The organism is Dactylosporangium sp. NPDC051485, assembly GCF_040682015.1.
Taxonomy (GTDB): Bacteria; Actinomycetota; Actinomycetes; order Mycobacteriales; family Micromonosporaceae; genus Dactylosporangium.
Genome location: NZ_JBFAZW010000036.1, coordinates 46,968 through 73,169, shown reverse-complemented (window position 1 = coordinate 73,169; position 26,202 = coordinate 46,968). Strand labels below are relative to the sequence as shown.

General features: G+C 70.4%; 25 protein-coding genes and 1 pseudogene. 4 read left to right on the top strand and 22 right to left on the bottom strand.

The features are described 5' to 3' along the window. Positions 1 to 62: 62 nt before the first annotated feature. From AB0M46_RS21740 to AB0M46_RS21675, 14 genes are all read right to left on the bottom strand, one after another. Positions 63 to 1,340: an MFS transporter gene (locus AB0M46_RS21740; RefSeq protein ID WP_363338624.1), complete on the bottom strand. Its 1,278-nt coding sequence runs from the start codon at positions 1,338 to 1,340 to the stop codon at positions 63 to 65. Positions 1,341 to 1,464: 124 nt separating this feature from the next. Continuing rightward, positions 1,465 to 2,001 (bottom strand): topology modulation protein, encoded by a 537-nt coding sequence (locus tag AB0M46_RS21735; protein ID WP_363338593.1) that lies wholly within the window; start codon positions 1,999 to 2,001, stop codon positions 1,465 to 1,467. Position 2,002: 1 nt separating this feature from the next. After that, positions 2,003 to 2,530 carry an NUDIX domain-containing protein gene (locus AB0M46_RS21730; RefSeq protein ID WP_363338591.1) on the bottom strand — a complete coding sequence of 176 codons (528 nt, stop codon included), beginning with the start codon at positions 2,528 to 2,530 and terminating at the stop codon, positions 2,003 to 2,005. Continuing rightward, the gene (locus AB0M46_RS21725; protein WP_363338589.1) at positions 2,520 to 3,131 is read right to left on the bottom strand and encodes an NUDIX domain-containing protein; all 612 of its coding nucleotides are present in this window, start codon (positions 3,129 to 3,131) and stop codon (positions 2,520 to 2,522) included. Before AB0M46_RS21725 ends, AB0M46_RS21730 begins: the two co-directional genes overlap by 11 nt. Continuing rightward, positions 3,128 to 3,652 (bottom strand): GNAT family N-acetyltransferase, encoded by a 525-nt coding sequence (locus tag AB0M46_RS21720; protein WP_363338587.1) that lies wholly within the window; start codon positions 3,650 to 3,652, stop codon positions 3,128 to 3,130. The genes AB0M46_RS21725 and AB0M46_RS21720 overlap by 4 nt, the downstream gene beginning before the upstream one ends. Beyond that, positions 3,646 to 4,209, bottom strand: coding sequence for an NUDIX hydrolase (locus tag AB0M46_RS21715; RefSeq protein WP_363338584.1), 564 nt, complete (start codon positions 4,207 to 4,209; stop codon positions 3,646 to 3,648). The genes AB0M46_RS21720 and AB0M46_RS21715 overlap by 7 nt, the downstream gene beginning before the upstream one ends. Beyond that, positions 4,196 to 5,473 (bottom strand): methyltransferase, FxLD system, encoded by a 1,278-nt coding sequence (fxlM, locus tag AB0M46_RS21710; RefSeq protein ID WP_363338582.1) that lies wholly within the window; start codon positions 5,471 to 5,473, stop codon positions 4,196 to 4,198. Before fxlM ends, AB0M46_RS21715 begins: the two co-directional genes overlap by 14 nt. After that, the gene (locus AB0M46_RS21705; RefSeq protein WP_363338580.1) at positions 5,470 to 5,775 is read right to left on the bottom strand and encodes a hypothetical protein; all 306 of its coding nucleotides are present in this window, start codon (positions 5,773 to 5,775) and stop codon (positions 5,470 to 5,472) included. The genes fxlM and AB0M46_RS21705 overlap by 4 nt, the downstream gene beginning before the upstream one ends. A gap of 296 nt (positions 5,776 to 6,071) precedes the next feature. Next, complete coding sequence (locus AB0M46_RS21700) at positions 6,072 to 7,331, bottom strand: MFS transporter (protein WP_363338578.1); 1,260 nt, start codon at positions 7,329 to 7,331, stop codon at positions 6,072 to 6,074. A 5-nt stretch (positions 7,332 to 7,336) separates the two neighbouring features. After that, a complete protein-coding gene (locus AB0M46_RS21695; RefSeq protein ID WP_363338622.1) occupies positions 7,337 to 9,283 on the bottom strand; it encodes an ATP-binding cassette domain-containing protein in 1,947 nt (648 codons plus the stop codon). Between the two features lie 595 nt (positions 9,284 to 9,878). Continuing rightward, positions 9,879 to 10,706 (bottom strand): 5'-3' exonuclease H3TH domain-containing protein, encoded by an 828-nt coding sequence (locus AB0M46_RS21690; RefSeq protein WP_363338576.1) that lies wholly within the window; start codon positions 10,704 to 10,706, stop codon positions 9,879 to 9,881. Between the two features lie 264 nt (positions 10,707 to 10,970). Next, a complete protein-coding gene (locus AB0M46_RS21685; RefSeq protein ID WP_363338574.1) occupies positions 10,971 to 11,426 on the bottom strand; it encodes a GntR family transcriptional regulator in 456 nt (151 codons plus the stop codon). A 57-nt stretch (positions 11,427 to 11,483) separates the two neighbouring features. Further along, the gene (locus tag AB0M46_RS21680) at positions 11,484 to 11,927 is read right to left on the bottom strand and encodes a VOC family protein (RefSeq protein ID WP_363338572.1); all 444 of its coding nucleotides are present in this window, start codon (positions 11,925 to 11,927) and stop codon (positions 11,484 to 11,486) included. A gap of 25 nt (positions 11,928 to 11,952) precedes the next feature. After that, positions 11,953 to 13,215, bottom strand: coding sequence for an ATP-grasp domain-containing protein (locus AB0M46_RS21675; protein WP_363338570.1), 1,263 nt, complete (start codon positions 13,213 to 13,215; stop codon positions 11,953 to 11,955). 46 nt (positions 13,216 to 13,261) lie between these two features. Between AB0M46_RS21675 and AB0M46_RS21670 the strand changes: the two genes are divergently transcribed. Next, positions 13,262 to 14,017, top strand: coding sequence for a DNA alkylation repair protein (locus AB0M46_RS21670; protein ID WP_363338568.1), 756 nt, complete (start codon positions 13,262 to 13,264; stop codon positions 14,015 to 14,017). Positions 14,018 to 14,021: 4 nt separating this feature from the next. Here the strand turns inward: AB0M46_RS21670 and AB0M46_RS21665 are convergent, their stop codons facing one another. The 5 genes from AB0M46_RS21665 to AB0M46_RS21645 are packed head-to-tail and all read right to left on the bottom strand — an operon-like array spanning position 14,022 to position 20,256. Then, positions 14,022 to 15,512 (bottom strand): cation:proton antiporter, encoded by a 1,491-nt coding sequence (locus AB0M46_RS21665; protein ID WP_363338566.1) that lies wholly within the window; start codon positions 15,510 to 15,512, stop codon positions 14,022 to 14,024. Further along, the gene (locus AB0M46_RS21660; protein ID WP_363338564.1) at positions 15,509 to 16,567 is read right to left on the bottom strand and encodes a pyridoxal phosphate-dependent aminotransferase; all 1,059 of its coding nucleotides are present in this window, start codon (positions 16,565 to 16,567) and stop codon (positions 15,509 to 15,511) included. The genes AB0M46_RS21665 and AB0M46_RS21660 overlap by 4 nt, the downstream gene beginning before the upstream one ends. Further along, entirely contained in the window at positions 16,564 to 17,649 is a 1,086-nt protein-coding gene (locus tag AB0M46_RS21655; protein WP_363338562.1) for a hypothetical protein, read from the bottom strand. Before AB0M46_RS21655 ends, AB0M46_RS21660 begins: the two co-directional genes overlap by 4 nt. Then, on the bottom strand, positions 17,642 to 18,832 hold the full coding sequence (locus AB0M46_RS21650; RefSeq protein ID WP_363338559.1) for a pyridoxal phosphate-dependent aminotransferase: 1,191 nt from the start codon (positions 18,830 to 18,832) through the stop codon (positions 17,642 to 17,644). Before AB0M46_RS21650 ends, AB0M46_RS21655 begins: the two co-directional genes overlap by 8 nt. Further along, a complete protein-coding gene (locus AB0M46_RS21645) occupies positions 18,829 to 20,256 on the bottom strand; it encodes a coproporphyrinogen-III oxidase family protein (RefSeq protein WP_363338557.1) in 1,428 nt (475 codons plus the stop codon). Before AB0M46_RS21645 ends, AB0M46_RS21650 begins: the two co-directional genes overlap by 4 nt. An 828-nt stretch (positions 20,257 to 21,084) precedes the next feature. Here AB0M46_RS21645 and AB0M46_RS21640 point away from each other — a divergent pair. Together AB0M46_RS21640 and AB0M46_RS21635 are read left to right on the top strand one after the other, a co-directional pair. Then, a complete protein-coding gene (locus AB0M46_RS21640) occupies positions 21,085 to 22,554 on the top strand; it encodes a hypothetical protein (RefSeq protein ID WP_363338555.1) in 1,470 nt (489 codons plus the stop codon). After that, a complete protein-coding gene (locus tag AB0M46_RS21635; protein ID WP_363338553.1) occupies positions 22,551 to 23,102 on the top strand; it encodes a GNAT family N-acetyltransferase in 552 nt (183 codons plus the stop codon). The genes AB0M46_RS21640 and AB0M46_RS21635 overlap by 4 nt, the downstream gene beginning before the upstream one ends. Here AB0M46_RS21635 and AB0M46_RS21630 read toward each other — a convergent pair. Further along, complete coding sequence (locus AB0M46_RS21630) at positions 23,052 to 24,086, bottom strand: reductase (RefSeq protein WP_363338551.1); 1,035 nt, start codon at positions 24,084 to 24,086, stop codon at positions 23,052 to 23,054. The genes AB0M46_RS21635 and AB0M46_RS21630 overlap by 51 nt on opposite strands. A gap of 210 nt (positions 24,087 to 24,296) precedes the next feature. Between AB0M46_RS21630 and AB0M46_RS21625 the strand changes: the two are divergent. Continuing rightward, positions 24,297 to 24,758 (top strand): annotated as a pseudogene (locus tag AB0M46_RS21625) (helix-turn-helix transcriptional regulator); the annotation flags it as partial. Between the two features lie 99 nt (positions 24,759 to 24,857). Here AB0M46_RS21625 and AB0M46_RS21620 read toward each other — a convergent pair. Then, positions 24,858 to 25,019 (bottom strand): hypothetical protein, encoded by a 162-nt coding sequence (locus AB0M46_RS21620; RefSeq protein ID WP_363338626.1) that lies wholly within the window; start codon positions 25,017 to 25,019, stop codon positions 24,858 to 24,860. 586 nt (positions 25,020 to 25,605) lie between these two features. Then, positions 25,606 to 26,169, bottom strand: coding sequence for a GNAT family N-acetyltransferase (locus AB0M46_RS21615; RefSeq protein WP_363338549.1), 564 nt, complete (start codon positions 26,167 to 26,169; stop codon positions 25,606 to 25,608). Between the last annotated feature and the right edge of the window lie 33 nt (positions 26,170 to 26,202).

The following is a 26,202-nucleotide window of genomic DNA, read 5'->3' as shown; positions in this document are numbered from 1 at the left end:
CCTATATCTCGTCCACGACCACGAAGGTGGTGGCACGCATCGCCGGATCGGCCGTGTATAGGTCAGTCATGTGCGGCTCCTGCGGCCTGTGCCCGCTGTGGAAGCGGTGCGTCTGTGGACTGGCTTGCACCGTGGGTACGCCAGGGCAGCAGCGCGGCGGACGTGAGGATCGCGACCGCGGCGACGGCGATTGCGGTGCGGGCGGAGGTCGCTGAGGCCAGGACGCCGCCGACGGCGATGCAGATCGGTTGGGCGGTCTTGGAGCTGATGGACCAGGCAGTGGCGACACGGGTCATATGGGTGTCGGCGGTGGCGTGCATGCGGTAGGTGGTGAAGGTCGGGTTGAATACGCCGGCGCACAACAGCAGCAGCGTGTCCGCCGCGATGATCAGTATAAGACCGGTAGTGCCGGTCGGAGCGACAGGCACCGCACCGAGCCACAGCGTCCGCGCGACCCCGAACACCAGCAGCACGGTGCGCGGCCGCCAGCGGAGGCGGCGGGTCAGCGGGCTCACCATCAGGGAGCCGATGATCCCACCGAGGCCGGGGATGCCGAGGGCGAGGCCGTACTGCCATGGTGCGAACCCGAGGTCGCGGAGCATCAGCACGGTGATCAGCGGCGACGCGGCCATGAGGCAGCCGCCGAAGATCATCGCGTTCCAGAAGAGCAGGCTCAGGTCGCGGTGGGCGGCGATGTACCGCCACCCGCCGGTGAGTTCGTGCAACCAGCGCCGCTGGGCTGCCGGCGGTGGCGGGGCGGGTTCGCGACTGCGGAGCTGGCGAATGCCGAGCGCGGAGAGGAGGAACGTGGCGGCGTTGACGGTGACGGCGGCGGTCGCGCCGAGCCACGACACCAGCAGCCCACCGACCGGCGGGCCGATCGTGGTGGCCGACCAGAGGCTGGTCTCGAACCTGCTGTTCGCCTGGGCCCGGTACGGTTCGGGGACGAGGCGTTTGAGGTTGGCGCCGCTGGCCGCGGCGAACACGATCGCGCCGCCGGTCTGCACCGCAGCGACGACACACAGCTGGGTGTAGGTGAGCGCGCCGAGCCACGCCGCGACCGGGACGCTGCCCAGGACAGCGAACCGGACCAGGTCAGCGGCGATCATGACGGGGCGTTTGCGGTGGACTTCGATCCACGGCGCGAGCGGCACCGCCACGGCCGCGCTGGCTATCCCGGCTACTACCGCGAGGATCGACACCTGCCATGCGGAGGCGCCCAGGACCAGGACCGCAATCAGCGGCAACGCCCCGACGCCGACCGCGCTACCGAGCTCGCTGATCGAGTACGCCGCCCACAGCCGGCGCAGATCACCACGCCAGCCCACCGGCTCCTGCACCGTCAATCCGGGCACATTGGCGACGAGCCCGGCTGTGCAAGGGCGCTGCTGCGCTGGTTCGCATTCGCTCGACGGTGCACGTGGGTCCGGCTCGGCCGCGGTCCCTGGGCCGTGCTCAGCCCGCTCAACGGCCATCGGGGCCGCTGCCGGTAGCTGCGGCTGGGCCGCCGAGACGGGCGATGAGCTGGTTGGCCTGGCGGCGGCTGGTCAACTCGATCAGGACGGCGTGGACGCCGTGCTCGGCCATGCAGGCACGGACTCTCGGCGCGTGCCGACGCCGGAAGCCTATGACGTACCGCAGGAACGCGACGGTGATGCGGTCGTGCACACCGTCCGGGTGTTGGCCGCCGCGGTAGCGCAGCCGGCGCCGGGCGATGCCCCACAGGCACACCAGCGGCGGCAGGTCCAGGAAGATGATCGTGTCCGCGGCGGCGAACCGGACCGGCATGCTCGCCGTGGAGTTCCCGTCGATGATCCACGCCGGGCCCGTCACGACGGCGCGTTGCGCGGCGACGAACTCGGCCTCCGGCACCGTGTTCCAGCCGGCGTCGTAGCGCAGCGCGTCGAGATGGGTGACCGGCAGACCGAGCAGGCCACCGAGCTGGTTAGCCAGGACCGTCTTGCCGGCGCCGCCCGCTCCGACGATCGCGATCCGCCGCACGTCAACCCGCCCCGCCCACACCCATGCGCAAATCCGGTACCGGGTCTTCGGGCCAGTCCATCGCCGCGTACGGGCGTCGCGACCGGTACAGCTCGACGCCGATCGCGGCGTAGCGCAGCAGCGGAGACGGCAGCGCGTCCAACGGCGCCCACCGCAGCTCGGCGCACTTGGCCGGTTCAGCAATAAACGGCACGCCGTGCACAGCCGGGCTGGCCTCGAGGTGGAAGTACACGCCGATGCGCGGCGTTGCGTCCGGCGGGTACCAGTGCGTCATCGCCACGACCTGCAGCAAGTGCGGCGGCAGCCGCAGCCCGGTCTCCTCCAACGCCTCCCGCGCCATGCCGTGTTCAAGGGGCTCGTCTGGCTCCAGCTTGCCGGACGGCGTGTCCCAGTGACCGGCGGCGAAGCCGCCCTGCCGCAACCCGACCAGCAGGTCCGGGCCATGGGTGTAGAGCAGCAGCAGATCCACCGGCACCGTGTACGGCACGACCCTGCCAGCGGTGCCGAAGCGGCGCCGTCTACCCGACATCGACGACTCCTGTCGCGGTCGTGGTCCGCAGCCGTCCGAGTTTGGTGAGGAACCGAGCCAGCTGCGGGTCCGTACATTCGGCCGGCCAGGCGATGACCTCGGCGCGTGGGTACCAGCCCCAGCCGGTGAACTCACCCGGATCGGGCGTGATCGGCTCCCCGGCATCCAACATCAACGGGAACCACAACGTCACATCACTGTGGACGTGCGGGCCGACGGTCTGCGTGACCGTAAGGAACAGCGGCTGCCCGGCCGGGCACAGCGGGTGTGGACGGGCGACAGTCTGGAGTTCTTCGTCGGCTTCGCGGATGACGGTGGTCCACGGCCCTTCCCGGGGCTCGACGTGACCGCCCGGTGGAAGCCTGCGCCGGGCTTTGCGGTGATCGACGAGGAACACCCGGTCGGTGGGCTCGTGGTAGGGCGGGAAGTAGGTGACGAGGTGCTTCGGTGGCACGTCCGGCGGCACCCGCCGGTACAGGTCGGCGCCAGCATCGATCCAGGCGAGGACGTCGGCGCGGTCGGCGGCTTCGCGGTCGTCGAACGGCACCAGTGCAGCGATCATCGCTCGCAGCGCGGCACGATCGTCCAGCACGATGGTCATGCGTCGGCTCCAGCTGTGCGGTCGGGTTGCGGCGTCTGTGCGGTGGTGGGGAGGTCGAGCTGGAAGACGGCGCGGTCCCGACCCGGACCTTTGAAGCTCGAGATCACGTGGACACCGTCGACGGTGGCGTCGCCGGGCAGGTTGCGGAACCCGAGCTGCTGCCGGGCGGTGAGCGCGACGGTGTTGCCGGGAGCGCAGGTGAGGAACAGCCGCCGGCAGCCCCAGACGTGCGCCTGCGCGGCGATCGACGCCACGAGCGTGGTTGCCACACCGCCTCGGCGATGATCCGGGTGCACAACAGCGTCCTGGACGTACACGTCGGCTGGCTGGTCCTGACTGCGCATCGCGATCACCGCACCGGTCACCGTGCCGTCATCGACGGCGACGGGGCAGGTGGAAGCGAACAGGGCGCTGTAGAGCCAGTAGTCCGAGTGGTCGCGGACGGTGACGTACGGCTCGCCGAGCCGCATCAGGTCCGCGACCTGGTCGATGAGATCCGCGCAGAGCGGCGTGATCAGCATCGGGTGCCTGCCATCGGGTAGGTCCGCATCGTGATGCCGTCGTTGCGGAGGCGCTGCTGGACGCCGGCCGGGGCGTAGGCGGCGACGCCGGCGTCGTTGAGGATCTGCTGGACAGTCGGGTGGGGCTGGACCAGGCCCGGATCGGTGAGGACGACATCGTCGACGTGGTGGCCGCCCGCGGCGACCCGGACCGCGTCGGACCCGGCGCGGAAGACGAACATCACGAACCGGTAGCCACGCCCGTCCGCGGTGGGGCCGGTCATGTCGTACACCCCGCACGCCGTCACGGTGCCGGCCCGCACACCGGCCTCCTCGAACGCCTCCCGCCGTGCCGTGTCGTCCAACGACTCGCCGTCCTCGACCTTCCCGCCCGGCAGGAGCAGCGACCCGGCGTACGGGCCCCGCTGCTGCCGGACAAACATCACCCGACCATCGCCGGTGGTGAAGATCAGCAGCGCCCCGACGATCAACCGCCCCGCCGAATCACCGCTGCTTTCGGAGGCGGCTGACAGCGGAGACGGCACGGTCGATTCTGTCTCCGGGTCAGAGCGCCGCATCGGCCCACCGCACCGTGAGCCGACTGCCGGGCATCCCGAACACGAACCGCCCATGCGCCGCATCGCACACATCGTCCGGCACCGCAGCTGACCCGCTGGCGGGTTCGGTGCCTAGTTCAAGGGTGAGGTGGACGTCGTGGCCGCGGTATCGGCGGTCCCAGTCCACGACGCACGCGGCCATCCGCTCGGCGAGCCCGCCGCCGTCCGTGCTGTGGCCGACCACGACAACCTCGACGCCGGTGCCGCCGTCGACCGGATCGAGCACCGTGGCGTACGCCAGCGCCGCCCGGCCGGTGGTCGCCATCAGCCACACCCCGTACGGCGCGACGACCACGCCGGTGTCCCGGGTCGCCCGGTCCGCGTGCAGCTCACTCAGCCCGCCCGGCAGCGCGCAGGCCAGCCACAACCACAGCCATTCCAGGGATTCGCTGCCCCCGAACCGGACCCCGGTGCGGATCTGGACCCGCGGCCGGTCGAGGACCCCGGCTAGCGCGGCGGCGTCGATGTGCTGTTCCTGGTAGACGCCGAGACGGACCTGACCGTCGCCGGTCAGGTCGATGCTGCTGTACGGGTCATCGGCGGCGCCGCCGCGCAACGGCATGAACCCGCACAGCTGATGATCGACGCTCACCCACCGGCCGGCCGTGCCGCGCTCGTACACCACGGACCGGGTCATCCGGCCCCGGATCCGCTGCGGCACGACCAGCCGCCCACCGGCGGCGACCTGGTCCAGCCACGCCTGCGGCACCCGCCACGCGCCGACCGTTGCGATCACCACGTCGAACGGCGCCCCGGACGGGTCGCCAAGCGCGCCGTCACCACACACCACCCGCACCGATCCGTACCCAGCCGCAGCGAGATTCGCCGCAGCTGCCTCGACGAGGTCGGCATCGACGTCAACGGTCGTGACCTGCCCATCAGGGCCGGCCAACTCGGCGAGCAACCCGGCGTTGTACCCGGTCCCGGCGCCGATCTCCAGCACCCGATGCCCGGCCCGCACGTCGGCCTGCTGTAACATCATCGCCACGATTCGCGGCTGCGACGCCGCACTGATCGGCCGCCCATCCTCGGCGAGCTTCGTGTGCACCACGTCGTTGGCATACGCCTGCTGCAGCGGCACGCCGGGCACGAACACATGCCGCGGCACCGTCTCCAGCGCCGCCATCACCCGCGGGTCGCTCGGCCACCCGGCGTCGATCAACGACCTGACCAGCGCATGCCGTAACCGCGCTGGCTCATCCGCACCGTCAACGTCGGCGGTCACCGCCCGACCACCTCGATCACCTCGAGCAGATCGGCAGCGGTCACCGACGCGAGCGCCTCGACCAGCACTTGAGTGTGTTCCTCACCTGCACCGGCGATACCGGCTTCGCGCAACGCGGCGGCCAGGGCTGTCGCCGGGACGCCGCGCTGCAGTCCGACGGTGACTGCCGTCGCGAGTGCATCCGCGAACCCGGACACCGCCGAACCGTGCACCCCCACCCGCAGCTGTATCGAGTACGGGGTGCCGTCATGGCCGTGCCCGACGGTCAGCACGCCGGGCTCGCCGCCGATCGTGAGGTCCACGGTGCTGCCGTTGACCCGGCGTGTGCGGGGCCGCGGTACCGTCAACTCACCCAATGATCCACCCCGCTCAATCGATGCCAGCCGCCAAGAACCGGCGACCGTCGGTAGGTTATGCCGCGACGAGCCGTCACGGGGGCGCACACGCCAACCTGGATCGAACGTGTGTGCGACACGCCGAGCGTGCGCGGCGACACGCCGTTGCCCCGCCCGAGCCGGCGACCGCGACAGCCGGACGCCGATACGCGGCCCTGGGCCGTAGTGGCCTCGGCGGTGCCATTGATATGCCGCATGGCCGGTCATGACGGTTGCGGTCCACGCGTGGGCGACGTTGATGCGGTCGGTTCGAACGCGTGACCGCCGACCCAGACGGCCACCGACACGATGACGCCGCCGCCGGCCGCGAGCAGCGGCAGGCTGTTGAGGTGGCCCGCTGCGACGGTCAGCGATCCGAGGGCGGAGCCGGCGACGACGCCGACCTGGAAGGCGATGCCGGACACGGCGTTGACGGTTTCGGTGTGCGCTTTAGCGCCGTGCCGGAGCGCGATGAGGGACGTGAGCACGGCTAGGGCGGCGAACGATGCACCCCACGCCACTACGAACACCACGCCGATTGCCGTCCGGAGCGTCGGCTGGGGCAGCGTCGGTGTGAGCCAGATGCCGATCAGCGCGAGCGTGAACGCGGCGACGGCGGCTGCGGTCCCGGCACGGGGACGCCGGTCGACGAACCGGCCGGCGACCGAGCTCGCCGCGACTGCCGCGGCACCATACCCGAGCAGCAGCACGGCGAGACCGGTGTCGCGGACATGCAGGCGTCCGGCGACGTACGGGGCGAGGAAGGTGAACGCGACGAAGTGCGCGGCCGAGACCGTCAACGTGGCGGCAAGCACCGTTGCGAGACCTGGGCGTCGCACCACCGCGAACAGACCGGGCCCCGCCTGCAGCCGTTCGTGCCCCGGCACCGCCGGGAGCAGTCGTGTCGCTGCCCCGGCGAGCAGAAGCGCCGTAGCGGCGATCACGGCGAGCGCGGTGCGCCATCCGACGAGCTGGCCGAGATAGGTGGCGAGTGGGGTCCCAGCGACGAGCGCGGTGGCGCTGCCGACCATGACCCGCGCGCCGGCCTTCCCCTGTGCGCCGGGGTCGGCGAGGCGGATCGCGGTGGGGACGGCGACGGCGAAGAGCAGGCCGTGGCCGAGCGCGGCGACCGCCCGCGCGGCGGTGAACACCGCGACGTGCCCGGCCGCTGCGGCGGCCAGGTGCCCGGCCGCGAACACGAGCAGGCTGGTCAGCAGGACCGGGCGCCGGTCCACGCGCGCTGTCCAGTGCGCCAGCGGCACCGACGACAGCCCGGCGATCAACGCGTACCCGCCGATCGCGAGCCCGACCTGGTCATCGGTGGTGTGTAGCCCGACGGCGATCTCACGGATCAGCCCGACGGGTGTCGTCTCACCGGTCACGACCAGGAACGCCATGACGGCGAGCACTGCGACCGCCCGCCGGGACGCGGCGGGATCGGCCGGGCGTGGCGACGCGACCGGCGCGGCAATGCTGGGGTCCACGACGGCTACCGGGGTTCGCCGGCGGGCGGTGCTGCCTCGAGGTATCCGGCGGCCTGCATCGTGAACAGTTCGGCGTACCGGCCGCCGGTGGTGGTGGTGGTGAGGGTGTCGTGGGTGCCGTGTTCGACGATGCGGCCGTGGTGCAGGACGTAGATGTGGTCGGCGTGGCGGACGTTGGCGAGCCGGTGGGTGATCAGGATGGTGGTGTGGGTGCCCTGCCGGTCGCGGATCGCCTGGAACAGGGCGTCCTCGGCGCGTGGGTCGAGGGCGGAGGACGGTTCGTCCATGATGAGCAGGTCGGCGGTGCGCAGGAACCCGCGGGCGGCGGTGATGCGCTGCCATTGGCCGCCGGAGAGGTCCTGGCCGTTGGCGAAGGTGCGGTCCAGGAGGGTTTCGTAGCCGTGTGGCAGCTCGATGATCATGTCGTGGGCGGCGGCTCTGGCGGCGGCGGTTTCGATGCGCTGCTGGTCGGGTTCGGCGTCGCTGTCGCCGATGGCGATGTTCGTGGCGGCAGTGAACGGGAACTTGTGGTAGTCCTGCGTCACCACAGCGATCCGGGCCCGCAGCGTGGCGGGGTTCCACGCGTCGAACGGCTCGCCGTTCCAGCTGATGGTGCCTGCGTCCGGCAGGCGGAGCGCGGCGATCATCGCGGCGAGTGAAGACTTGCCGGAGCCGTTCTCGCCGACGAACGCGACGGTCTGCCCGGCGTGGATGGTGAGGGTGACGTCGTCGACGGCCGGAGTGTCCCGGTCCGGGTACGCGAACGTGACCGCCTGTACGTCGAGGCGGCGCAAGGTAGCAGCGGCGGGCCTGACGTCCACCTCACTGTCGTTGCTTGCGGCGGATACGGCGGTGTCGCCGTGGGTGGGGAGATAGTGGGCGGCGCGGGTCATGAAGCCGGTGTAGTCGCTGAAGTGCTGCCCATCGGTGTAGATGCGGTCCATCTGCAGGGTGACCGTGGTCAGCGAGCGTTGTGCGGTCTGGACCGCGATGACGCAGGTCGCGGCTGCGGCGATCGGGATGCGTCCGTCGAGGAGGAGCAGGCCGAGGAGGGTGTAGACGCCGGCGGTGGCGATGCCGCCGATCGCGGAGCCGACGGATGTGGTGGTGGTGACCTTGCGGGCCAGGGTGAGCTGGATGTCGGTCTCAGCACCCATGACCCGGTCGTACTGGTCGAGCAGGAACCGGCGCAGCCCGTAGGAGCGCAGCTCGGCGGCGGAGTCCCGTTCGGCCATCAGCCGGTGCAGCAGCCACAGCCGGCGCCGGCGCACCGATCCGGCGATGAACGTCTGGTACCGCTGGTGCCCGGCCCGCAGCGACGCCCACGCATTCGGCAGGGTCGCGACCAGCAGCGCCAGGAGCAGCAGCGGATGGATGATGATCACCGCGGCGGCGACGGCGAGGAGCCCGGCAAGCCCGGCGAGGAGGTTCATCACGCCCTGCACGAGACCGACGGCGGAGTCGGTGCCGCGGGAGGCGCGTTCCATGTCGTCGGCGAACGCGTCGGCGTCGAATGCATCCAGGCGCACCGCCGTGGTCACCTCGAACAGCGCCCGTTCCACCTCCCGGTCCACCCGCGGCGTGAGGCCGTTCTGGGCGTAGCCGCTGGCGATGCCGAGCCCAGCCCGCAACCCCGTCACCACCGCCAGTACGGCGAGCGCCGGCAACGCGGCGGTGACCCGCTGCGGGGTCGGCCCGGCCGCGAACAGTTCGACCAGCACCCGGCGGGTCGCGAGCAGCCCGAACGCCGCCAGCACCCCGGCGCCGAGCGTCGCCACGCCGACGAGGATGGTTCGGCCGCGGTCGGCGCGCCAGCTCAACCGGACTGCCGCGGCGAGCAGCCGCGGCAGCTCCGCGAACACGGCGAACATGCCCACCTGAGCTCGGGTCCGCGCGCCGCTCTCCCACCACATCGCCCGCAGCTCCGGCAACACCGACTCCACCGCCGGCATCCCGCCTTGGGACGGGACCTTCCGATCCTGCTCGGTGCTGATGGCGTCCTGCGTGCTCGGAGCGCTCACGGTGCCGTCCCTCTCCTCTGCTGTGGTGTTCAGGTGGTGCGCGATGGGGCTGGTGGGGCAGTTGCTAGTGCGAGCCGGCTCGGAAGCGGGTCCGCCGGGTGCTCGCCAGGTCGGGTGGTGTGCTGAACGGCCTCGTCCGATGTGGGACGTGTGGCGTGGTCCTTGTCCTGTCCTCCGCGAGGTTTGCCAGGTCGTGGAGCAGCGGTGGCTGGGAACCGAGCGCTGGTGCGACGGCGTAGCTGGTGTTGTTGCCTCGGCTTGATTCAGCGCGACGTATCCGGGACGGGGCATCCGCGCGGGCACCGCCTCTATCTGTCGGCAATGACTGACCAGCCTCCGAACCTGATGCCACGCCACGTCCGTGGCGCTGCAGGTGCGAACGCCCTCGGAGGTCTCGGTCGTGGCGAGCGTAGCCAGGTGGTCGCTGGCGGGGATCGTGGTCGCGGTGGACCTACCGGCAAGAGCGATTTCCTGTCGCGGGGGCTTGACAGGACCGGCTGCGCTGCGGGCATGGCAGTGCTCGTGCCTACCGCAGGTCGAGGTCTTCCAGGGTGAGCGCGGCGCGCTGCATCGGGGGTGTGATGTTGCCGGTGACGAGGCCGGTGGGGGTGGGGACCTGGTGGTTGAGGCGGATGAGGTCGCGCCAGGTGAGGACCTGCTGCCAGGCGTCGGTGACGCCACGGCAGCGGCGTTGCTGCAGGCGGGGGCTGTCGCGGAGCTGGTCGAGGTGGATGCCGTCGGCGAGGAGGTCGGCGGCGGTTGTCGGGCCGATGCCGCGGACGCCGGGGATGTTGTCGGTCGGGTCGCCGGTCAGGGCGCGGAAGTCCGGCCACTGCCGGGCCAGGACGCGGTGCCGGGCGACGATGTCGGCCGGGGTGATCCGTCGCCGTGCGGGGTTGAGGACGGTGACGGTGTCGGTGACGAGCTGGAACAGGTCCCGGTCGCCGGAGTAGCACACGACGGTCCGGCCGGCCGTGGCGGCGGCGCTGCTGAGGGTGGCGATCACGTCGTCGCCTTCATGATCGTCGAGCTCGACCCAGGCGATTCCGGCGGCGGCGAGGCAGGCTTTGACCATGGGCAGGCACTGGATGGGCGTGTGGTCCGCGCTGGCTCGGCCGCTCTTGTACCCGGTGTCCTGGTCCTGCCGGACGGCGGTGGCGTTCTCGCCGTCGAACACGACCACGATCTCGTGCTCGGGCGCTGCCTCCAGGTGGGTCTTGCGCAGGATGGCGAGGAACCCGAACACGCCGGTGAGGTCGCGGGTGCCGTCCCGGGAGGTGACGCGCCGGTCGGTGAACCCCCACCACGATCGGTACAGCAGATGATGACCATCAACAATGAGCAATGGTGTCACGGCGTCCTCCCGGAAGGCATGGCAGTTCACTGCCTGTGACCGGGGCTAGCGGGTGCCCGCATCGCCGAGGACGATGCTGACCTGCCGAGTCTAGACACTGCGCTGTGGCGGCGCTGCGAACAGCCGGCCGAGCGTGTCGCCGCAGGTTGCGGACGGTGGGTAGATGCGTGGCCGCCTGTTCCTCCAACGCCAAGCAGCGGCCCACAGTCCTGAACGATCTGGTCACCAGGCGCCGAACGGCGCCGGTCTGGCGCCCGGCAAAGATCATCTATTGCCAATGACCACACCTGCCGCTGGGACCGGCATCGTGATGTCGCCATCACCGCCGCAGCGGGTACCAGGACTCAGCAGCAGGATCCGGTCGGCGGGGTACGGCACGGGCGGGCTGCCGGTTGACGTCACGACGAGCAGTGGCGTCGCCGCCGTACAGCCCAGGGTGTCGAGTTCTGGGCGCATCGGCATCCGTGCGGTCACGCTGCAGCCGGAGGGCAGGGTCAGCGTGGTGCGGTTCGGGACGGGGGCGACGATGGTGGGCCGTCCTTGCGTCTTGAGGATGAGCCCTTCGCTTTGCAGGACGCGGAGGGCGCGTCGGACGGTGCCGTTCTCGCATTGGTAGGTGTGGCAGAGCCTGTTCTCGCTCGGGATCGCTGTTCCGGGAGGGTATGTCCCGTTGAGGATGTGCGCTCGGAGCTCGTCGGCGATCGGGTCGTATTGGGTCACGGTGTCGTGGTCCGCCTTTGCGGGTCGGGGCGTGTCGTCCTGAGTTGGTGTGGCGGGTTACGACGCGGATTGGGTGTCGGTGTCCGGCTCGTCGGCGGGGACGGGCACGGGAATGTGGGCGATCTCGAGGCGTGTTCCGTCGGGGTCTTCGACGAAGGTGGCGTAGTAGCCGGCGCTGTAGTGGAAGGGCTGGGCGGCGTGGATGATGGTGCCGCCGGCGGTGGCGGCGGCGTGGTGGGCGGCGTCGACGACGTCGCGGTTGTCGACCTGCAGCGCGATGTGTTGCAGGCCGGGGGTGCCGTGCTGGTGTCGGCTGGTGTCGTCGCCTTCGACGCGGTAGACGAGCAGCTCCGGGCCGCCGTCTGCGGTGGCGTAGACGATCAGGCTGTCGTAGGTGTTGTCGCGGTGGTAGCCGAGTGCGCCGAGGACGGCGTCGTAGAAGGTGCCGCTGGTGGTGAGGTCGGCGGCGGTGACGGCGACGTGGTGGACGGTGACGGTCATGGCGAACTCCTGATTGGTTGCTGGGTCAGGTGGTGGTGTAGCCGTGGGGTTCAACGAGCGTGCGGAGGCGGGTCATAGCGGCGGCCGGGGTGTGGGCGGCGATGCCGATGGAGAGGCCGGCGTCGGGTCGGTAGACTTGGTCGTCGAGGTCGGCAGCGTTGAGGTGCCAGCCGATCACGTCGTCGGCCGTGCGCAGGGCGTCGGCGAGGTGCTGTTGGGCGCCGAGGGTGATGGAGTCGCGGCGGTCGTCGGTGAGGTAGCAGCAGGCGATGCATGCCGCCTGGTGGCGGCCGGTGCGGCTGTTGACGGTGCTGGGTGGGACTGGGCGGCCGATGCTGGCGGCGAGGTGGATCAGGCGTGGGTCGACGCCTGTGGTGGCGTGGACGGCGTGCGAGACGAGTCCTGAGCCGGGTCGTACGCCGACGTCCAGGACGTGCCAGACACCCTCGTGGAGCCGGAGTTCGACGTGCAGAACGCCGTCACGCAGCTGCAGGGTGGTGATGACGCCGGTGATTGTCGCCGGGAGTTCGGGCAGGGCGGTGATGATCGCGGACCGGACGGGCGGGGTGATCATCACCTGGTCGACGAACGGATCGGCAGCGGTCGCGGTGCATTTCTCGTGGACGACGGCATGGGTGGGTGTGCCGGCGCAGACGATGACGTCGACGCTGATCTCCAGGGCGTCGTCGCCGCCGAGGTAGGCGGCGGCGATGGTGGGGATGCTGGTGTCGATGTGGCCGAGTTCGCGGAGCCGCTGGTAGACGGCGAGGTTGTCGGTGATGCTGCGGTGGGGTTGGTAGCGGTAGACGCCGCGGGAGCCAGCGCCGGTGGCGGGTTTGAGGATCGGCGCAGGCCCAAACCGGTCGAGGGCGGCGGTGAGCAGGTCGATGCTGAGCGGGCCGGGTATGCACGGTGCGGTCGCTACTCCGTGGGCGGTGAGGGCGGCGTAGAGGGCGGCTTTGTCGGTGACGAGGCGCCGCGCAGCGGCAAGGGGGAAGTCGTGGTTGAGGGCGGTCAGGGCGGTGGTCCACCAGTCGTCGAAGCCGACGACGCCGGCGAGAGGCTGCCCGCGGTGGGTGGCGAGTCGGCCGAGGATCGGTGGCAGGAGCGCGGGGCGGCCGGTGTCGGCGGCGACGAGCAGGTCGAGCGGCACCTGACGCAGGACGGTGCCGGCGTGCAGGAGTTCGGTCATGGTGGCCGTGTCCGGGCTGATCCCGCCGTAGACGGCGTACACCTGGACGGCTGTGCCGGGGCGGGGTCCGGTCATGTCGAGCGCGGTCTGGGCCATGTCGAGCCTTCCGGGTGCGGGCGGTGCTGGACGGTACGGTCAGTGGGTGGTGCAGCAGCGTGAAGCGCAGTCGACGGCGTCGCCACGGCCGCTGCTGCCGGGCGGTGAGGTGCCGACCGATGCGGCGGTGGCGTTGGCCGCAGCGGTGCGGGCGGGGCTTCGTGGGCACGCCGATGCGGGGTATGTGGCCGGGACGGTCGCGGCGCGGAGTCCGGGCAAGCCGGTGCTTGGGGTGCGGATTCCGCTGCTGCGGGGTGCGGTCCGGACCGGGCTGCGGGCGGTGACGCCGCGGCGGGGCCGGGCGGATGCGGTGCTGGTGCGGCAGGCGGCGACGCTGTTGTGGCATGGCGAGACGCATGAGGAGGAGCTGGCGGCGTGCATGCTGCTGCGGTTGGCGGAGGTCGCGCCGACCGGGCAGATGCTGGCGGGCTGGGCGCCGCTGCTGGACAACTGGCTGTCCGTCGACGAGCTCGGCGGGGTCCTCGGCGCCGCCATCCACACCGGTGTGCTGATGGTCGGTGAGGTGGTGTGGTTGGCTGGGTCGGTGTCGGTGTGGCAGCGGCGGCTGTTCCTGGTCGCGTTGATCACCCCGATCCGGTTCGGGCTCGATCCCGCCGGCGTGCCGAACCTTGCCGCGGTGCTGCACGACTCGGCGAAACCGGTCCGCAAGGCCGCGGCCTGGCTGATTTCGGCGACGGTCAAGGCCCGCCCGGACGCGGCAGCGCAGTTCCGTGCCTTGTTGCCGCATGGGGAGCCGCTGCCGTTGGTCCGGCTGCTCGGCCCGGGACCGGCCGGTCGGTAGCCGGTCACGCCGGGACCGCCGGGACCGCCGCAGCGGCAGCCGTCGTGCCCTCGCCGACCGGGGCGGCTGGGGTGGCCGGGGCGGTCTGGTCGGCGGGTTGGCCCGCGGGTTCGTTGCCGGGTGCGGGGCGGCGCAGGCCGACGAGGTTCAGCAGCGGGCCGGTGGCGGCAGTGGTGACCAAGGCCATTACCACGAAGACGGTGAAGGTGCGCTCGTCGATGATCCCGGCGGTGCGACCGAGGCTGAGCAGGACCAGCTCGGTCAGGCCGCGGCAGTTGAGCATGACGCCCAGCGCGGTCGCATCCCGCCACCCGTACCCGATCACGCGACCGGCAACGGCACCGGACAACAGTTTGCTGCTCACCGCGACAGCGACGACGAGCCCGGCCAGGGCGAGAGTCGGGCCCGTGAGCAGGCTGAGGTGGGTACGGCTGCCGATCGCGGTGAAGAACAGCGGCAGCAGCAGCCATTCGGTGGCGCCCTGCGCCATGACCGCAACCCGCGTCACGGTCGCGGATCGGACAGGCATGATCAGCCCAGCCAGGAACGCGCCGAAGATCGCGTGCAGGCCGAGCCGTTCAGTGGCGACCGCACAGCCGAGCACCAAGCACAGCAGCAGCGCCGGGCGTACCGGCGACCCGCCGGGGTCGACGGCGAGGACGCGGCGGACGGCGGGACGCAGCAACCACCACATGCCCGCGGCGAAGGCGAACGCGGCCAGCAGCCGCAGCCCGGTGCCCGGCAGCGACTCGCCGCGGGCCACGCAGAGGGTGACGGCGAGCAGGCACCAGATGGTGGCGTCCGCGACCGCAGCCGCCGCGGCGCCGGTCGCGCCGAGCGGGCTGGTCAGCAGGTGCCGTTCGGCGAGGATGTGGGCCAGGACCGGCAGCGCGGTCGCGGCCATCGCCAGCCCGATGAACAGGGCGTGCGGCAACGCCGGCACACCGGCCGGCGGCGTCAACACGGTGACGGCGACGACGACGCCGGCCAGCAGCGGCACCGCGACCGTGGTGTGCCCGACGAGCACCGCCGTACCGCGGGTCGGCGGGGCGTGGGCGGTGCCGAGTTCCCGGCCGATGAGGAACACGAAGAGGATCACGCCGAGTTGGGCGAGGAGGTCGACGGCCGTGGCGGCGCCGCCGCTGTGCAGCCAGCCGGCGGCGACGGGTGCGACCTGGCCGAGTGCGGACGGGCCGAGCAGCAGCCCGGCGGCGGCCAGACCGGTCACCCGGGGTTGGCCGAGCCTGGCGGCGAGTGCACCGGCGAGGTGCGCGGCAGCGATGAGCACGGCGACCACGATCAGCACGTGGGGGATGTCGATGCCGTCCGTCACCGCCACAGCCACCGGCGCCGCCGGAGCTGTCGAGGCCGGTACGGGCTGCGCCGTCGCGCGGGGGTGGAGCACAGCCACCGCGACCACTGCGGTGGCGGCGGCACCGACCAGGAGCAGGTAGGCGACCGCCAGCCGGGCGATGCTGATGTCTGTGCTGGTCACAGGATGTCCAGCCGTTCCCTGGCGTGGTCGATCACGTCGGCGGGTTGCGCGACGCAGATCCGTACGGCGTCGTGGCCGGCGCCGAAGACGACGCCGGGGATGCCGACGATCCCGGCCTTGCGGAGGGCTTCGGCCGCGTCGCGTCCGTCGCGGGTGTGCAGCAGGAGGTGTGAGCCGCCGGTGGCGGGCACGACCGTGAACGTCCGGGACGCGGCGATCGTGGCGGTCAGGGTGCTGCGGTCGTGGGTGAGGCGGGCGTGGCGTTCGGCGAGCTGGCTGCTGGTGTCCGGATCGGTGAGGATCTCGGCGGCGAGGTGCTGGCCGAGGCGGCCGGTCGACATCGACAGGTGCGTCTTGACCCGGATGACCGCGTCGTGCAGGGCCCGGTCCTGGGTGATGAGGCAGCCGATCCGGACGCCGGGCAGCCGCAGCAGCTTCGACAGCGAGAAGACCACGACGCTCGTCGCAGTGACCACGCTGCGGACCCAGGCTCGCTCCGGCGCGGTCAGACCGATGTGGGAGACATCCCACACCGTCCACGCGGTGCCGGTGCCGGCGCCGGCGGGACCGGCGGGACGGCGGGGAACGACGATGCCGGTCGGGTTGTGCGGCGCGCAGATGACCATCGGTGTGGTGGCGTCCCGGACCGGCGGCACACCCGGCACCGGATAGTACGTGGGGGTGACGGCGAGGAGCTCGGCGAGCTGGGTGTAGCCGGGAAACGCCGGCGTGGGCAGCAGGACACTGCCGCCCGGGTCGGTGATGCAGGTGAGGGCCAGGTGCAGCGCCTCGCTGGCCCCGCCGGTCACCACGACCTCGCCGGGCGTGACACCGAACAGGTCGGCGAGGACACTGCGCAGGGACCATTCACCGGCGATGTCACCGTAGCCGAGGGTGACCGCCGGGCCGGGCTGGCGGCGCTGCAGCGCGGACACGGTGCTGCGCAGCGGTGGGGTGCCGTCAGCGCGCAGGTCGACGTCGCCGGCACGGACCGGGAAGTCGTCGTAGCTGTGGGCGACGACGGCGGCGGCGCGGCGGCTCACCGCCGGTCTCATGCCGCCACCCCCGCGGTCTCGGCCCGCCACGCCGCCCGCAGCCCGTCGCCGCGCAGCGACGCGACCCGCCCGGCGGCGGTCGCCAGCCACAACGCGGCCAGCTGCGGATCGAGGTCCTCACCGGCGGCGAACGTGCGCAGCTCCTCCTCCTCGACCGGGGTCAGGTTCAACGCCCCGCACACCATCGGTACCAGGTCAGGCAGCGGCCGGCGGGCAACCGCCGCCAACTGCTCACGCTGATCCAGGAACAAGGCCAGGGGGCCGGTGAGCCACCGGCCGGGCAGACGGTGGCGGAGCAGGACGAGTTCGCCGCTGAGGTTCCCGCCGCCGCGGCCCAGCCCGAGCACGGAGACGTCCAGCAGCTCCGCGCCCGCGGCCACGGCGGCCAGCGCGTTGGCGTAGCCGAGGGTGAGGAAGTCGTGGGCGTGGAACCCGACACTGACGCCGGTGTTCTGCCGGACGTACCCCACCAGGGAACCGACCTGGTCGGGCAGCAACGCGCCGCAGGTGTCGGCGACATAAAGCAGGTCCGGGCGCATCGTCGTGGCGATCCGCGTCGCGTGCTCGACGAGCTCCCCCGGAAGATACCGTGAGGCGAGCGCCATGTTGATCGACACCTGCAGACCGTGCTGGCGGGCGTGCCCGACCAGCTGAGCGATCTGCGGCCACCACTGCGGGTGGTAGACGATCCGCAGCAGCCGCAGCCCGGCGTCCGCGTACGGTTCGAGGTCCAGCGGCGGGTTCGCGTCCAGGGCGGTCGGGTGCACCATCGCCGCGAGCTGGACACCATCGGCGCGTGCCGCCCGGAGATGCTCCGGCTGCAGGAACGCGCCGACGCCGGGCCGCTCAACGCTGTGCTCCAGGGGGACGCCGCCGATGTAGCCGAGTTCGACGATGTCGACGCCGAGCGGGCCGAGCAGGGTCGGCTGGATGGCGAGGATGTCGAGGGGCCAGTGGAAGCCGGTTTCGAACCCGCCGTCGCGCAAGGTGACATCCAGCAGCCGCACCCCGGCCAGCACGTCCGTCTTCGATCCGACGCCGGCTGCGGGTGTGAGGGTGGGTGGGGCGAAGTGGTCACGCATGGCCGCTCCGCAGGGTGGTGCAGACCGCGGCGGCAGCTGCGGCCGGGTCGAGACCTGCCCGGGCCGTACACAACCGGATGTGGTCGGGAGCGCCGAACGTCGCCCCGGCGGTGACCCGCGCCCGGGCCGACCCGCCCGGACCGGATGCCCGGCCGGGCTGGGGCGGACCGCACCAGATGTAGAGAGCGCCGTCGGACAGCACCGGCACGCCGGCGTCGGTGAGGTGCTGCACGGTCGCCCGGCGGGTGACGTCGACCTCGGCACGGACCTCAGCCAGCCACGCACACGCGGTCGCACTGGTGATGAGGAGTTCGGCGATGCGCTGGTCGACGATGCTCGTGCACGACGCGTACGTGGCGCGGAACGCCGTCAGGGACCGCACGATGCCCTCGTCGGCGACCAGGAACCCGACCCGCAGACCGGCCGTGGTCAGCCACTTCGACGTCGAATCAACGACCAGGTGCAGGGCCGGATCGTACGCCGGCGCATGCACGGCTGACACCGGTTGCGGTCCGAACCAGCGGTAGACCTCGTCGGAGACCACGGCCAGGCCCAGGTCGACGGCCGCCGCGATCAGGGCATCCATCCGGCCCTGGTCGAGGGTGACCCCGGTCGGGTTGTGGGGATAGTTCAGCACCAGCGTCGCCGGCCGGTACCCGTCGCGGGCGGCGATGTCGTAGAGCAGCTTCGGGTCAGCGGCCAACGCGACCGGGTCGTACGGCAGCACGCGGACGTCGTGCGCGTGAGCCCAGATCCCGTACGGCTCCCAGCCCGGCTGCGGCAGCAGCACACGGCCGTGGCCGCGGCGGTGCAACTGGTAGCGCACGGCCAGCATGGCGGCCTCCTTCCCGCCCGCCGTCACCAGCACCCGGTCGATGAGCTCACCGGCGTCCATGTCGCCCGCCCGGCGGTTCGGGCCCTCGGCATGATCGCCGGCCGGGACCTCGAGCAGGCGGTGCAGGAAGGCGGCGCGCAACCCGGCGCTGCCGGTGGGATCGCCGTACCACGGCCGATCGAGGCCGGCGACTGCCGCGCCGATCTCGGCCCGGACCGGGTCCGGCAGACGGTAGCGTGCTTCGCCGACGGCGAGGTCAAGATCGGTGCGACCGTCGGAGACCTGCGGCTGGGCGTAGCCGCTGGACAGGGCCCGGTCGATGGTCCGCGACAGCACCAGGTCAGTCATGGGGCGTCGACCAGCTTCAGCTGCCGGCGAGGCGTGGCGGCGTCGGGCAAGGCGTTGAACGCACCGAGGCGCTGCCGGCCATGCCCGCTGATCCAGCCGACGTCATCGATCTGACCGACCTGCTGATTCATCCGGTTCACCAACCGCCCGTACAGGCGGTGCTGGGAATCGGAGAAGAAGTGCGCCATCAGCTCGCTGTAGGTCAGCTCCCCGTCCGGAGTCAGCCGCAGCAGGTCACCGTCGGTGACGGCGAAGCCCCGCTCGATGAGCTGGTCGATCCGCGGCCGGTACACCTCGGTCAGCGACAGCACCTCGAGGTCACGCAGGTCGAACGTGAGCCGCTTCGGGAAGAACACCAGGCCCTTCTCATACGCGTGGTACGGATGCGCCGCAACAACCGGCAGCTGCCCCGCCGACGCCCGCTGGACGTACTGCGCCTCGCCGGCCTCGTTGTAGTACGCCAGCCCACGCATGATCGAGTACGCGCCGGACCCGACCCCGACCGCCTCGTCGCGGTAGCCGCCGTACAGGGTGCTGAACATGTAGCGGGTCGGCGGCGCGGTCGGGTCGCCGAAGCAGTACATGTTCTGCACCCCCATGTGCTCCGCGAGCTCGCCGCGGGCGGCGTGGAACATCATCGACCGCTCATCCAGGTCCGCCGGTCGCGGCAGGTCGCCGCGGCGGATGCGGTCCTGCCAGCCGGGCAGCGTCATGATGTAGTCGACCGGATAGACCGACACGCTGCGGATCCCGGACGTGCCGGCCAGCCGGGCGTCCAGCAACGCGGCGTCGAGACCCTGGCCGGGGAAGCCGACCATCATGTCCAGGTTGGTGTTCGTGAAGTACTTGGTTGACCACTCGATCGCGGCGTGGACCTGTTCGAGGGACGCGGTGATGTTGACCATGTCCCGGGTCGCCGGGTCGAACGACTGCACCCCGAAGCTGACCCGCGTCACCCCGAACTCGACCAGCGCCCGGAACTTGTCCTCGTCGACACTCTTGGCCTCGAACTCGAACGAAACCTCCGCGTCCGCGCTGAGCTGGAAACAGTCCCGGACCACCGCGAACAACTCCGCGATCTGCTCGACCGTCAGCACCGACGGAGTCCCCCCACCGACGTAGACCGCGTCGAGGACCCACGCCCCGACGCGCGTCGTCGCAGCGATGGTCCGCAGCTCCGTGTGCAGCGCCCGCAGGTAGTTCGCCACCCGCTCGGGGCCGGCGTTGGCAGCCTTCACAAACGGGCAGAACGTGCACAGCGTGTCGCAGAACGGGATGTGGATGTAGAGCGACTTGTTACCCGGGGTGATATCGCCCGGAATCGAGGGATCGGCGGTGCTCAGGAACGCCTGCACGACCGCGGGATGATCGGCCAGGGTGTTCTGGTCGAAGAACGGGTAGGTGAAGGACTCGAATGGCAGCATCGCGAACCTCTATCGAATCGGTGGCGCCGACCGCGCCTGACGGAGAGACAGTGGGCAGGGGCGGCCTGCCGGCCGCGCGAAGGCGGGCCGGCCGGCAGGCCGCAAGGGCTAGCGCCGAGCGCTAGCGGACGGTCACGCGCCGCCGACGACCCACTTCTGCATGTAACTCACCTCCCTCCACGAGATCGCGTTCGCCACCGCGACGGTGGACACGAGCTCCGGAACCTTCGGACCCCGGAGAACGTGGCAGTACACGTTCAAGAGGGCCACTCTTCAGCGCTGCTGATCACCCGCTCGTAGTGGCGGGACGACCGGTTGACGGTCGTCGGTGTGTCCGGAGCGCGTATAGCACCGCCGCTCGTCATCGACCGTATTCGTCATGGACGCCGATCTGGGTACGTGCGATGGGTACATGCGCAGGTAGCGGTCCTTGTACCCATCGACGGCGATCGAGGGTAGGCGGCGTTGGGCCGGCGACGGCTCGCTTGCTGGACGGGCGGCACTGCTGGTCGCCGCCCGGTCACCGCTCGCGTGCTGCCGGAAGCACGGCCGAGCCAACGTGGTTCGCGGCGAGCGGCCGGGCGGTAGCCGTGAGGTAGGTCATCACGCGACCGAGATCACCGCGGCCGGCGATCACCACAACCCCTACAACCCCCGGACCCAAGGGCGGGCCGGCCAGCACCGCAGTCGAAGGTGGGTGCCAAACTGGCATGAAAGTCTGAGCGGAGCGGAGCGCTAGCGCGGGCCCGCTCGGTCGCTCTCGGAGGTGCGAGAAAGATCCCGTGAACTTCGTGAACTTCGATGCAAACGCGCGGCTACCGACTATGCGTGTCACCGGTCCGCTACGGTACGAATGTGGTCGATACGCGGGCGCAGGTCACGAGTACATCGCCGCTGATCGCTGACTTGTTGCGGATGGCTGAGTGGGGACCGCGGCAACTCGTCGGCGCGATCAACGCTCGGCTGACCAGCCAAGGCCGCGATCGGTTCCGGCTGGATCTGACCGCTGGATACTCCTGGGTGCAGCGCGGGTTCCGACCGCGACCACCGATCCCCGACGTCGCCGCCGCGGTCTTGACGGAGCGGTTGGGCTATACGGTCACCGCCGATCAGCTGTGGCCCGGCCGTGACCACGCAGCGTCGGCGCCGATGCCTGCGTTCACCGGTCTCGGGGCTGCGCAGCACGTGGATGACTTCGTTGGTGAGCTGGGTAAGCTCGCCACGAATGCCTCGACGCCCCTCAGTGCCATCGCCGACGCTTCGGGCGCCGAGCTGACCGCGGTCGTCCTGGACCAGCTTCGCGGTGCGGTCTTCGTGGCCCGTGACCGCGCCGGCCGCGAATACGTCCTACCCGAGCAAGTCGACCTGATCGCCACCCATGTGGCCGCGTTGCGACGGCTGGATGATCGGCACGGCGGCGGCGCGCTGAGCCTGCGGTACGTGACCGCTGAACTGCGCAACATTGTCGACTTGTTCGACTGCGCGAACTACGACAAGACCACCGGCCGGCGCCTCCTGGAGATCATCGCGGACCTGGCCCAGCTGCTCGGCTGGCTCCATTTCGATTCCAGCCGGTACGGCTCGGCCGAACGGTACATGCTGCTCAGTATCGGCGTGTGCCGGGCTTTGGGCGCGACCGATCGCGCCGCGAACGTCATCGGCATGCTCAGCTACGTGTCGGCGTTCGCCCGGCACGGGCGTGAGGCCACCCGCCTGGCTGAGGCCGCGGCTGCGGAGTGCCGCACCACCGATCCGGTTCTGCAGGCGCGGTTGCTCGGCCGCGACGCCACCGCCGCGGCTGCCGACGGTGATCTGGCCCGGTTCCGTAGGTGCGCCGACCGTGCCGCGACGCTGCTCGACCGCAGCCGAGGTCCGGACGGCGGGTCGTTCCTGTACTACCTGAGCCCGATGCAGCTGGCGGCCGAGGCGGGTCAAGGGCTGGTGGAACTCGCCGAGCACGCGACGGTGAACCGCGACCAACTCCTCGCTGAAGGCATCGACCTCCTCACCGGGGCGGTCGCCGGCATGACGAGACCGGAGCCGAACGGCGGCCGACCGCCGTATGCGCGGTCCGGTCTGCTGCACCTGACGTTCCTGGCGAAGGCGCACCTGCTGCGCCGCGAACTGGCGGAGGCAGTCGCGGTGCTGCGCACCGGCGTCGGCCTGGTCTCGCTCGTCCAATCGCCACGCAGTCGCACCTACCTGCGGCAGCTACGACCGGCACTCGCCCGTCGTGCCCGGTCCCGGGTCGTCGCCGACTTTCTGCCGGAGTTCGATGCGGCATTATCGAGGATGTGACCACTGAGATCCGGGCCAGCGCCGAGAGCTTCATCCTGCTCGGACGCCGGGTCGATCATCCGGACGCCGTGCAGCTTCTGCGCGCGTTCTACCAGGAGCAGGTCACCAGGTACGGCGTCGCCGACCAGGTTGATCTGGATCCGCATGCGTTTGCTCCACCGCACGGGACGTTTCTCGTCGGGTACCGGCAGGAACAGCCGATCGCCTGCGGCGGCTTCCGATGGCACGACCGGAACACCGGCATCATCGAGATCAAGAAAACGTACCTGGCTACCGATGTCCGCGGGCTTGGATACGGCCGGGTGCTCCTGTCCAGACTCGAGGCGCTGGCGATCGCCTGGGGAGCCCGGCGAGCAATTCTGGAAACGGGTGTCCGGAACACCGCCGCCCTCGCCCTGTTCACCAGCAGCGGCTATCAGCCGATAGCGTGCTACGTGGCTGGCCGCGACCCGGCGATCAACCGGGCGTTCAGCAAACCGCTGGACCAGCTTGCTCCGTTAGCGAGTGCCGCGGTGAGCCCGCCACCGTCGGATGATCGCTGCCTCTGAATCGGCCGCGATACCGTGCTGACGAAACCGCTCATGGTCAACTGGGTGTCCACCCGAGCGCAGCCAATCCCACGTGTCGCCGACAGTTTCGGCAAGCGGCCGGCACCGCAGCCCGACGGCTTGAGCTCGATCGACGTTCATGTGCCACGGCGCAGCCGCGTTGCGCCACAGCGGTAGCCCGGTCCACTGAACGACGCCCTGCGCCGTCAGCCACTGCTCGTCCACCCAAACCAGCTCCGCGGGCTGGCTCGCCACGTCGGCGACCGCCGTCATGCACGCACGGAGCATGTCGCCGTAGGTCGCCGTACCGGGCGGCGCCGCGATGTTGAACACGCCGGAGCGTTCCTGCTCGACCTGGTCGAGCAGGAACGAGGACACGTCACGTACGTCGACCGGCTGGATACTGCGATCCGGAGCCGGGGCAAGGACGTGGCCTCCGCGTTGCATTCTCGAAAGCCACCACGGCAGGCGACCCACATACTCGTAGCGGCCCAACACCACATGTGGCCGCAACAGCAGCAGGCGGTCGCTACCGAAGGCCCGCCGGCACGCGATCTCACAACCGACCTTGAGCGGGCCATAGGCATCTGGATCCCACCGACGTGTACCCGGATCAGCGTCGGCGTCTCCCTCCCACAACGGCGACTCCTCGCTCACCGGCGCGTGCGGCCAGTCCCGATACGCCGAGATGGTCGACACGAACACGCACCGCTCCGCCGCACCGGCAAGGACCGCCGCGGATCGACCGACCACAGCCGGGATACTCCCGCCCACATCGACGAGCACATCCCACGGACCCAGCGCAGCAAGCCGCTCAAGATCCTCGACGACTTCCCGGTCGCCGATGACCCGCCGGACGCTAGCAGAGAGCTGCCCCGACGACCGGCCCCGATTGAACACCGTCACGTCGTGACCGCGCTGCACAGCATCCTCAACGACCACCCGGCCCACGAACCACGACCCGCCCAAGACCAGAACCCGCATACGGCCATTGTCCAAGCGGACTATGACGCTCAGACATCCCTCTCGGGTGTTCACGAAGTTCACGGGTGCATGGCCGCCATTCCCGCAGTTCACGGCTCACGACGGCCCTCGGCCGCAGATCGACATGGTCGACTATCGGCGGTCGGCGCGCGCCCCGAGTAGCGCACAACGACCTGGTCAGATCCGCCGGGACCTGAAGGGCTTGAAGTGATGAGCATCGTTGCGGTTGAGCGCGGACCGCGCCCGCCGCACCGCACGCCGACAATCTTCGGCGACCCATTCATTGCTTGTCCCCAACGGACGCCACCACGAGTGCCGGCATCAGCCGACAGCGGGCCGCAGGAACCAATCTATATACCGCAGCCCGCCGTCGCCTCCGCCCGCCCTCCAGGCACGATGTCTTCGTCGGGCGTCGCGTTCAGGGGCGTTTGTCACCGCAGGCTGGCAACGAAGCGCGCCATCGCGACCGGGCCGACGACCCAGTCGGCGCGCGATCAGTTCGCTATCGAACTGCGACACCGCCGGCGTACGGCGAGGATGTCGCAACGGTCCGTTGGAGCTCAGCTCTTTGTCAGCCGCGAGTGGGTCACAAAGGTTGAGGCCGGCCGTGGATGGCCCGACCGACGGTTTGCGAAGCGTGCAGATGTGTTGTTCGAATGTAGTGGGACGCTGCTCGACCTCTGGGAGGCAGGAGACGTCGAGCTAACGGAAGAGCGCCGTATGCGCAGCGTCGAGCAGCGGATCCAGCAACTGACAGCGTCGGTACCAGTTTCAGGCGAACGGCTCGCTCGTCAGGTGCTGCACGCCGCAACCACCAACCCGTCCGACGTCGCTCAGGACGTCATCCTCACCGCGCTTGAAGTCTTGGGTCGGGCAGTTGCCGAAAGGATTGACGGGGTCGAGACGGTACAGCAGGTCGTCGACCTTGAACACCGGCTGACCACCTACCAGGCTGACGGTGTCGACGCGAACGACGCAGCGCAGCTAGGACGCATCGGACTGGATATCGCAGACGCTTCGAAGCTCCTCGACCGCGTCCGAGACAATCACCTCCGGTCGCGGGTGGTCCAACTGGCGGTCCAGCTGATGCACCTGATGGTGGATGGGATGGCAGATTGCGGCAACTCCGCAGCGGTCGAGGTCTGGACTGCGCTACTGCGCTTGGTCGACACCCAAAGGCACGATCGGTTCGAGGAAACGCTGGAACACCCCGATCGCCAGATCGACGATCCGCTGGCCGAAGGCCATGAGACGGCATCTCATGGGAACCCGCTGCTGGTCACCATCGGTGCGAGAGCAGCTCGCAGGTGCTCTGTTGCGTCAACCTCGTCACGAGCGACGAGCCGCAGGAGCCAGCCTGTTTCCAGGCCGAGCGGCGCGGCGAACCCAGCCGCGGCAACGCGGCACTCTTCGAGTGCGAGCAGGAGACGTAGGGGGCCGCAGAGATCGACACCCTCGCGTGGCCCTTGACGGACCTCGTGTCAGCGAAGCGGGTGAACAGACCAACGCTCCAAGGTGCTCAATCGTCCTTGACCGAGCGACGGACAGTTAGGTCGAGGATCAGGAGATCGAACACCGGCGAGTCGGGGAAGGGCTGTTTCGTCGTTGCCTTGACCCAGCCCCAGCTGTGGTAAGCGGCAAGGGCGGGTCCGTTGTCCGGCCGGACGAGTAGTTGGGCGACCTGTTCCTCACGGTTCCGCAGCAGCTCATCGTGGATTTCGTGGCCGTAACTGCGGCGCTGCCAGTCGGGATGCACAGCGAACTCGCGGAAGATGTACACCGGTTGGTCCGGTTGGAGATGCGGTAGCACCCGCCTGATCTCCGGCCAGGGGTTGTCGGTGTCGCGGGCGCTACCGAAGGCGTAGCCGACCATCTCCTCGTCGCGCCAACCGCTGACGAGGTCGAAGGCTCGGGTGGGTGCGTACAGGTTGATCAGCCGGTCCCAGAACTGGTCGGGGTGGAACCAGGGGTTGTGCATCTGGTCGGCGTGCGAGGCGCTGTAGACGCGCAGGATCTGCTGTTGCAGTTCGTCGAGTCCTGTCGGGCCGGTGTGCCGGAGGGCCAACGGGTCGCCGTTCTGCACCGGGGCTACACCTCAAGCTGGTAGGAGTGGTGA

What these genes read in the sequence shown, in the direction of transcription:
- AB0M46_RS21730 (WP_363338591.1), bottom strand. Translation starts at nt 2,530, where the DNA reads ATGTCGGGTAGACGGCGCCGCTTCGGCACCGCTGGCAGGGTCGTGCCG.
- AB0M46_RS21725 (WP_363338589.1), bottom strand. Translation starts at nt 3,131, where the DNA reads ATGACCATCGTGCTGGACGATCGTGCCGCGCTGCGAGCGATGATCGCT.
- AB0M46_RS21720 (WP_363338587.1), bottom strand. Translation starts at nt 3,652, where the DNA reads ATGCTGATCACGCCGCTCTGCGCGGATCTCATCGACCAGGTCGCGGAC.
- AB0M46_RS21715 (WP_363338584.1), bottom strand. Translation starts at nt 4,209, where the DNA reads ATGCGGCGCTCTGACCCGGAGACAGAATCGACCGTGCCGTCTCCGCTG.
- AB0M46_RS21695 (WP_363338622.1), bottom strand. Translation starts at nt 9,283, where the DNA reads ATGCCGGCGGTGGAGTCGGTGTTGCCGGAGCTGCGGGCGATGTGGTGG.
- AB0M46_RS21680 (WP_363338572.1), bottom strand. Translation starts at nt 11,927, where the DNA reads ATGACCGTCACCGTCCACCACGTCGCCGTCACCGCCGCCGACCTCACC.
- AB0M46_RS21675 (WP_363338570.1), bottom strand. Translation starts at nt 13,215, where the DNA reads ATGGCCCAGACCGCGCTCGACATGACCGGACCCCGCCCCGGCACAGCC.
- AB0M46_RS21660 (WP_363338564.1), bottom strand. Translation starts at nt 16,567, where the DNA reads ATGAGACCGGCGGTGAGCCGCCGCGCCGCCGCCGTCGTCGCCCACAGC.
- AB0M46_RS21655 (WP_363338562.1), bottom strand. Translation starts at nt 17,649, where the DNA reads ATGCGTGACCACTTCGCCCCACCCACCCTCACACCCGCAGCCGGCGTC.
- AB0M46_RS21650 (WP_363338559.1), bottom strand. Translation starts at nt 18,832, where the DNA reads ATGACTGACCTGGTGCTGTCGCGGACCATCGACCGGGCCCTGTCCAGC.
- AB0M46_RS21645 (WP_363338557.1), bottom strand. Translation starts at nt 20,256, where the DNA reads ATGCTGCCATTCGAGTCCTTCACCTACCCGTTCTTCGACCAGAACACC.
- AB0M46_RS21630 (WP_363338551.1), bottom strand. Translation starts at nt 24,086, where the DNA reads ATGCGGGTTCTGGTCTTGGGCGGGTCGTGGTTCGTGGGCCGGGTGGTC.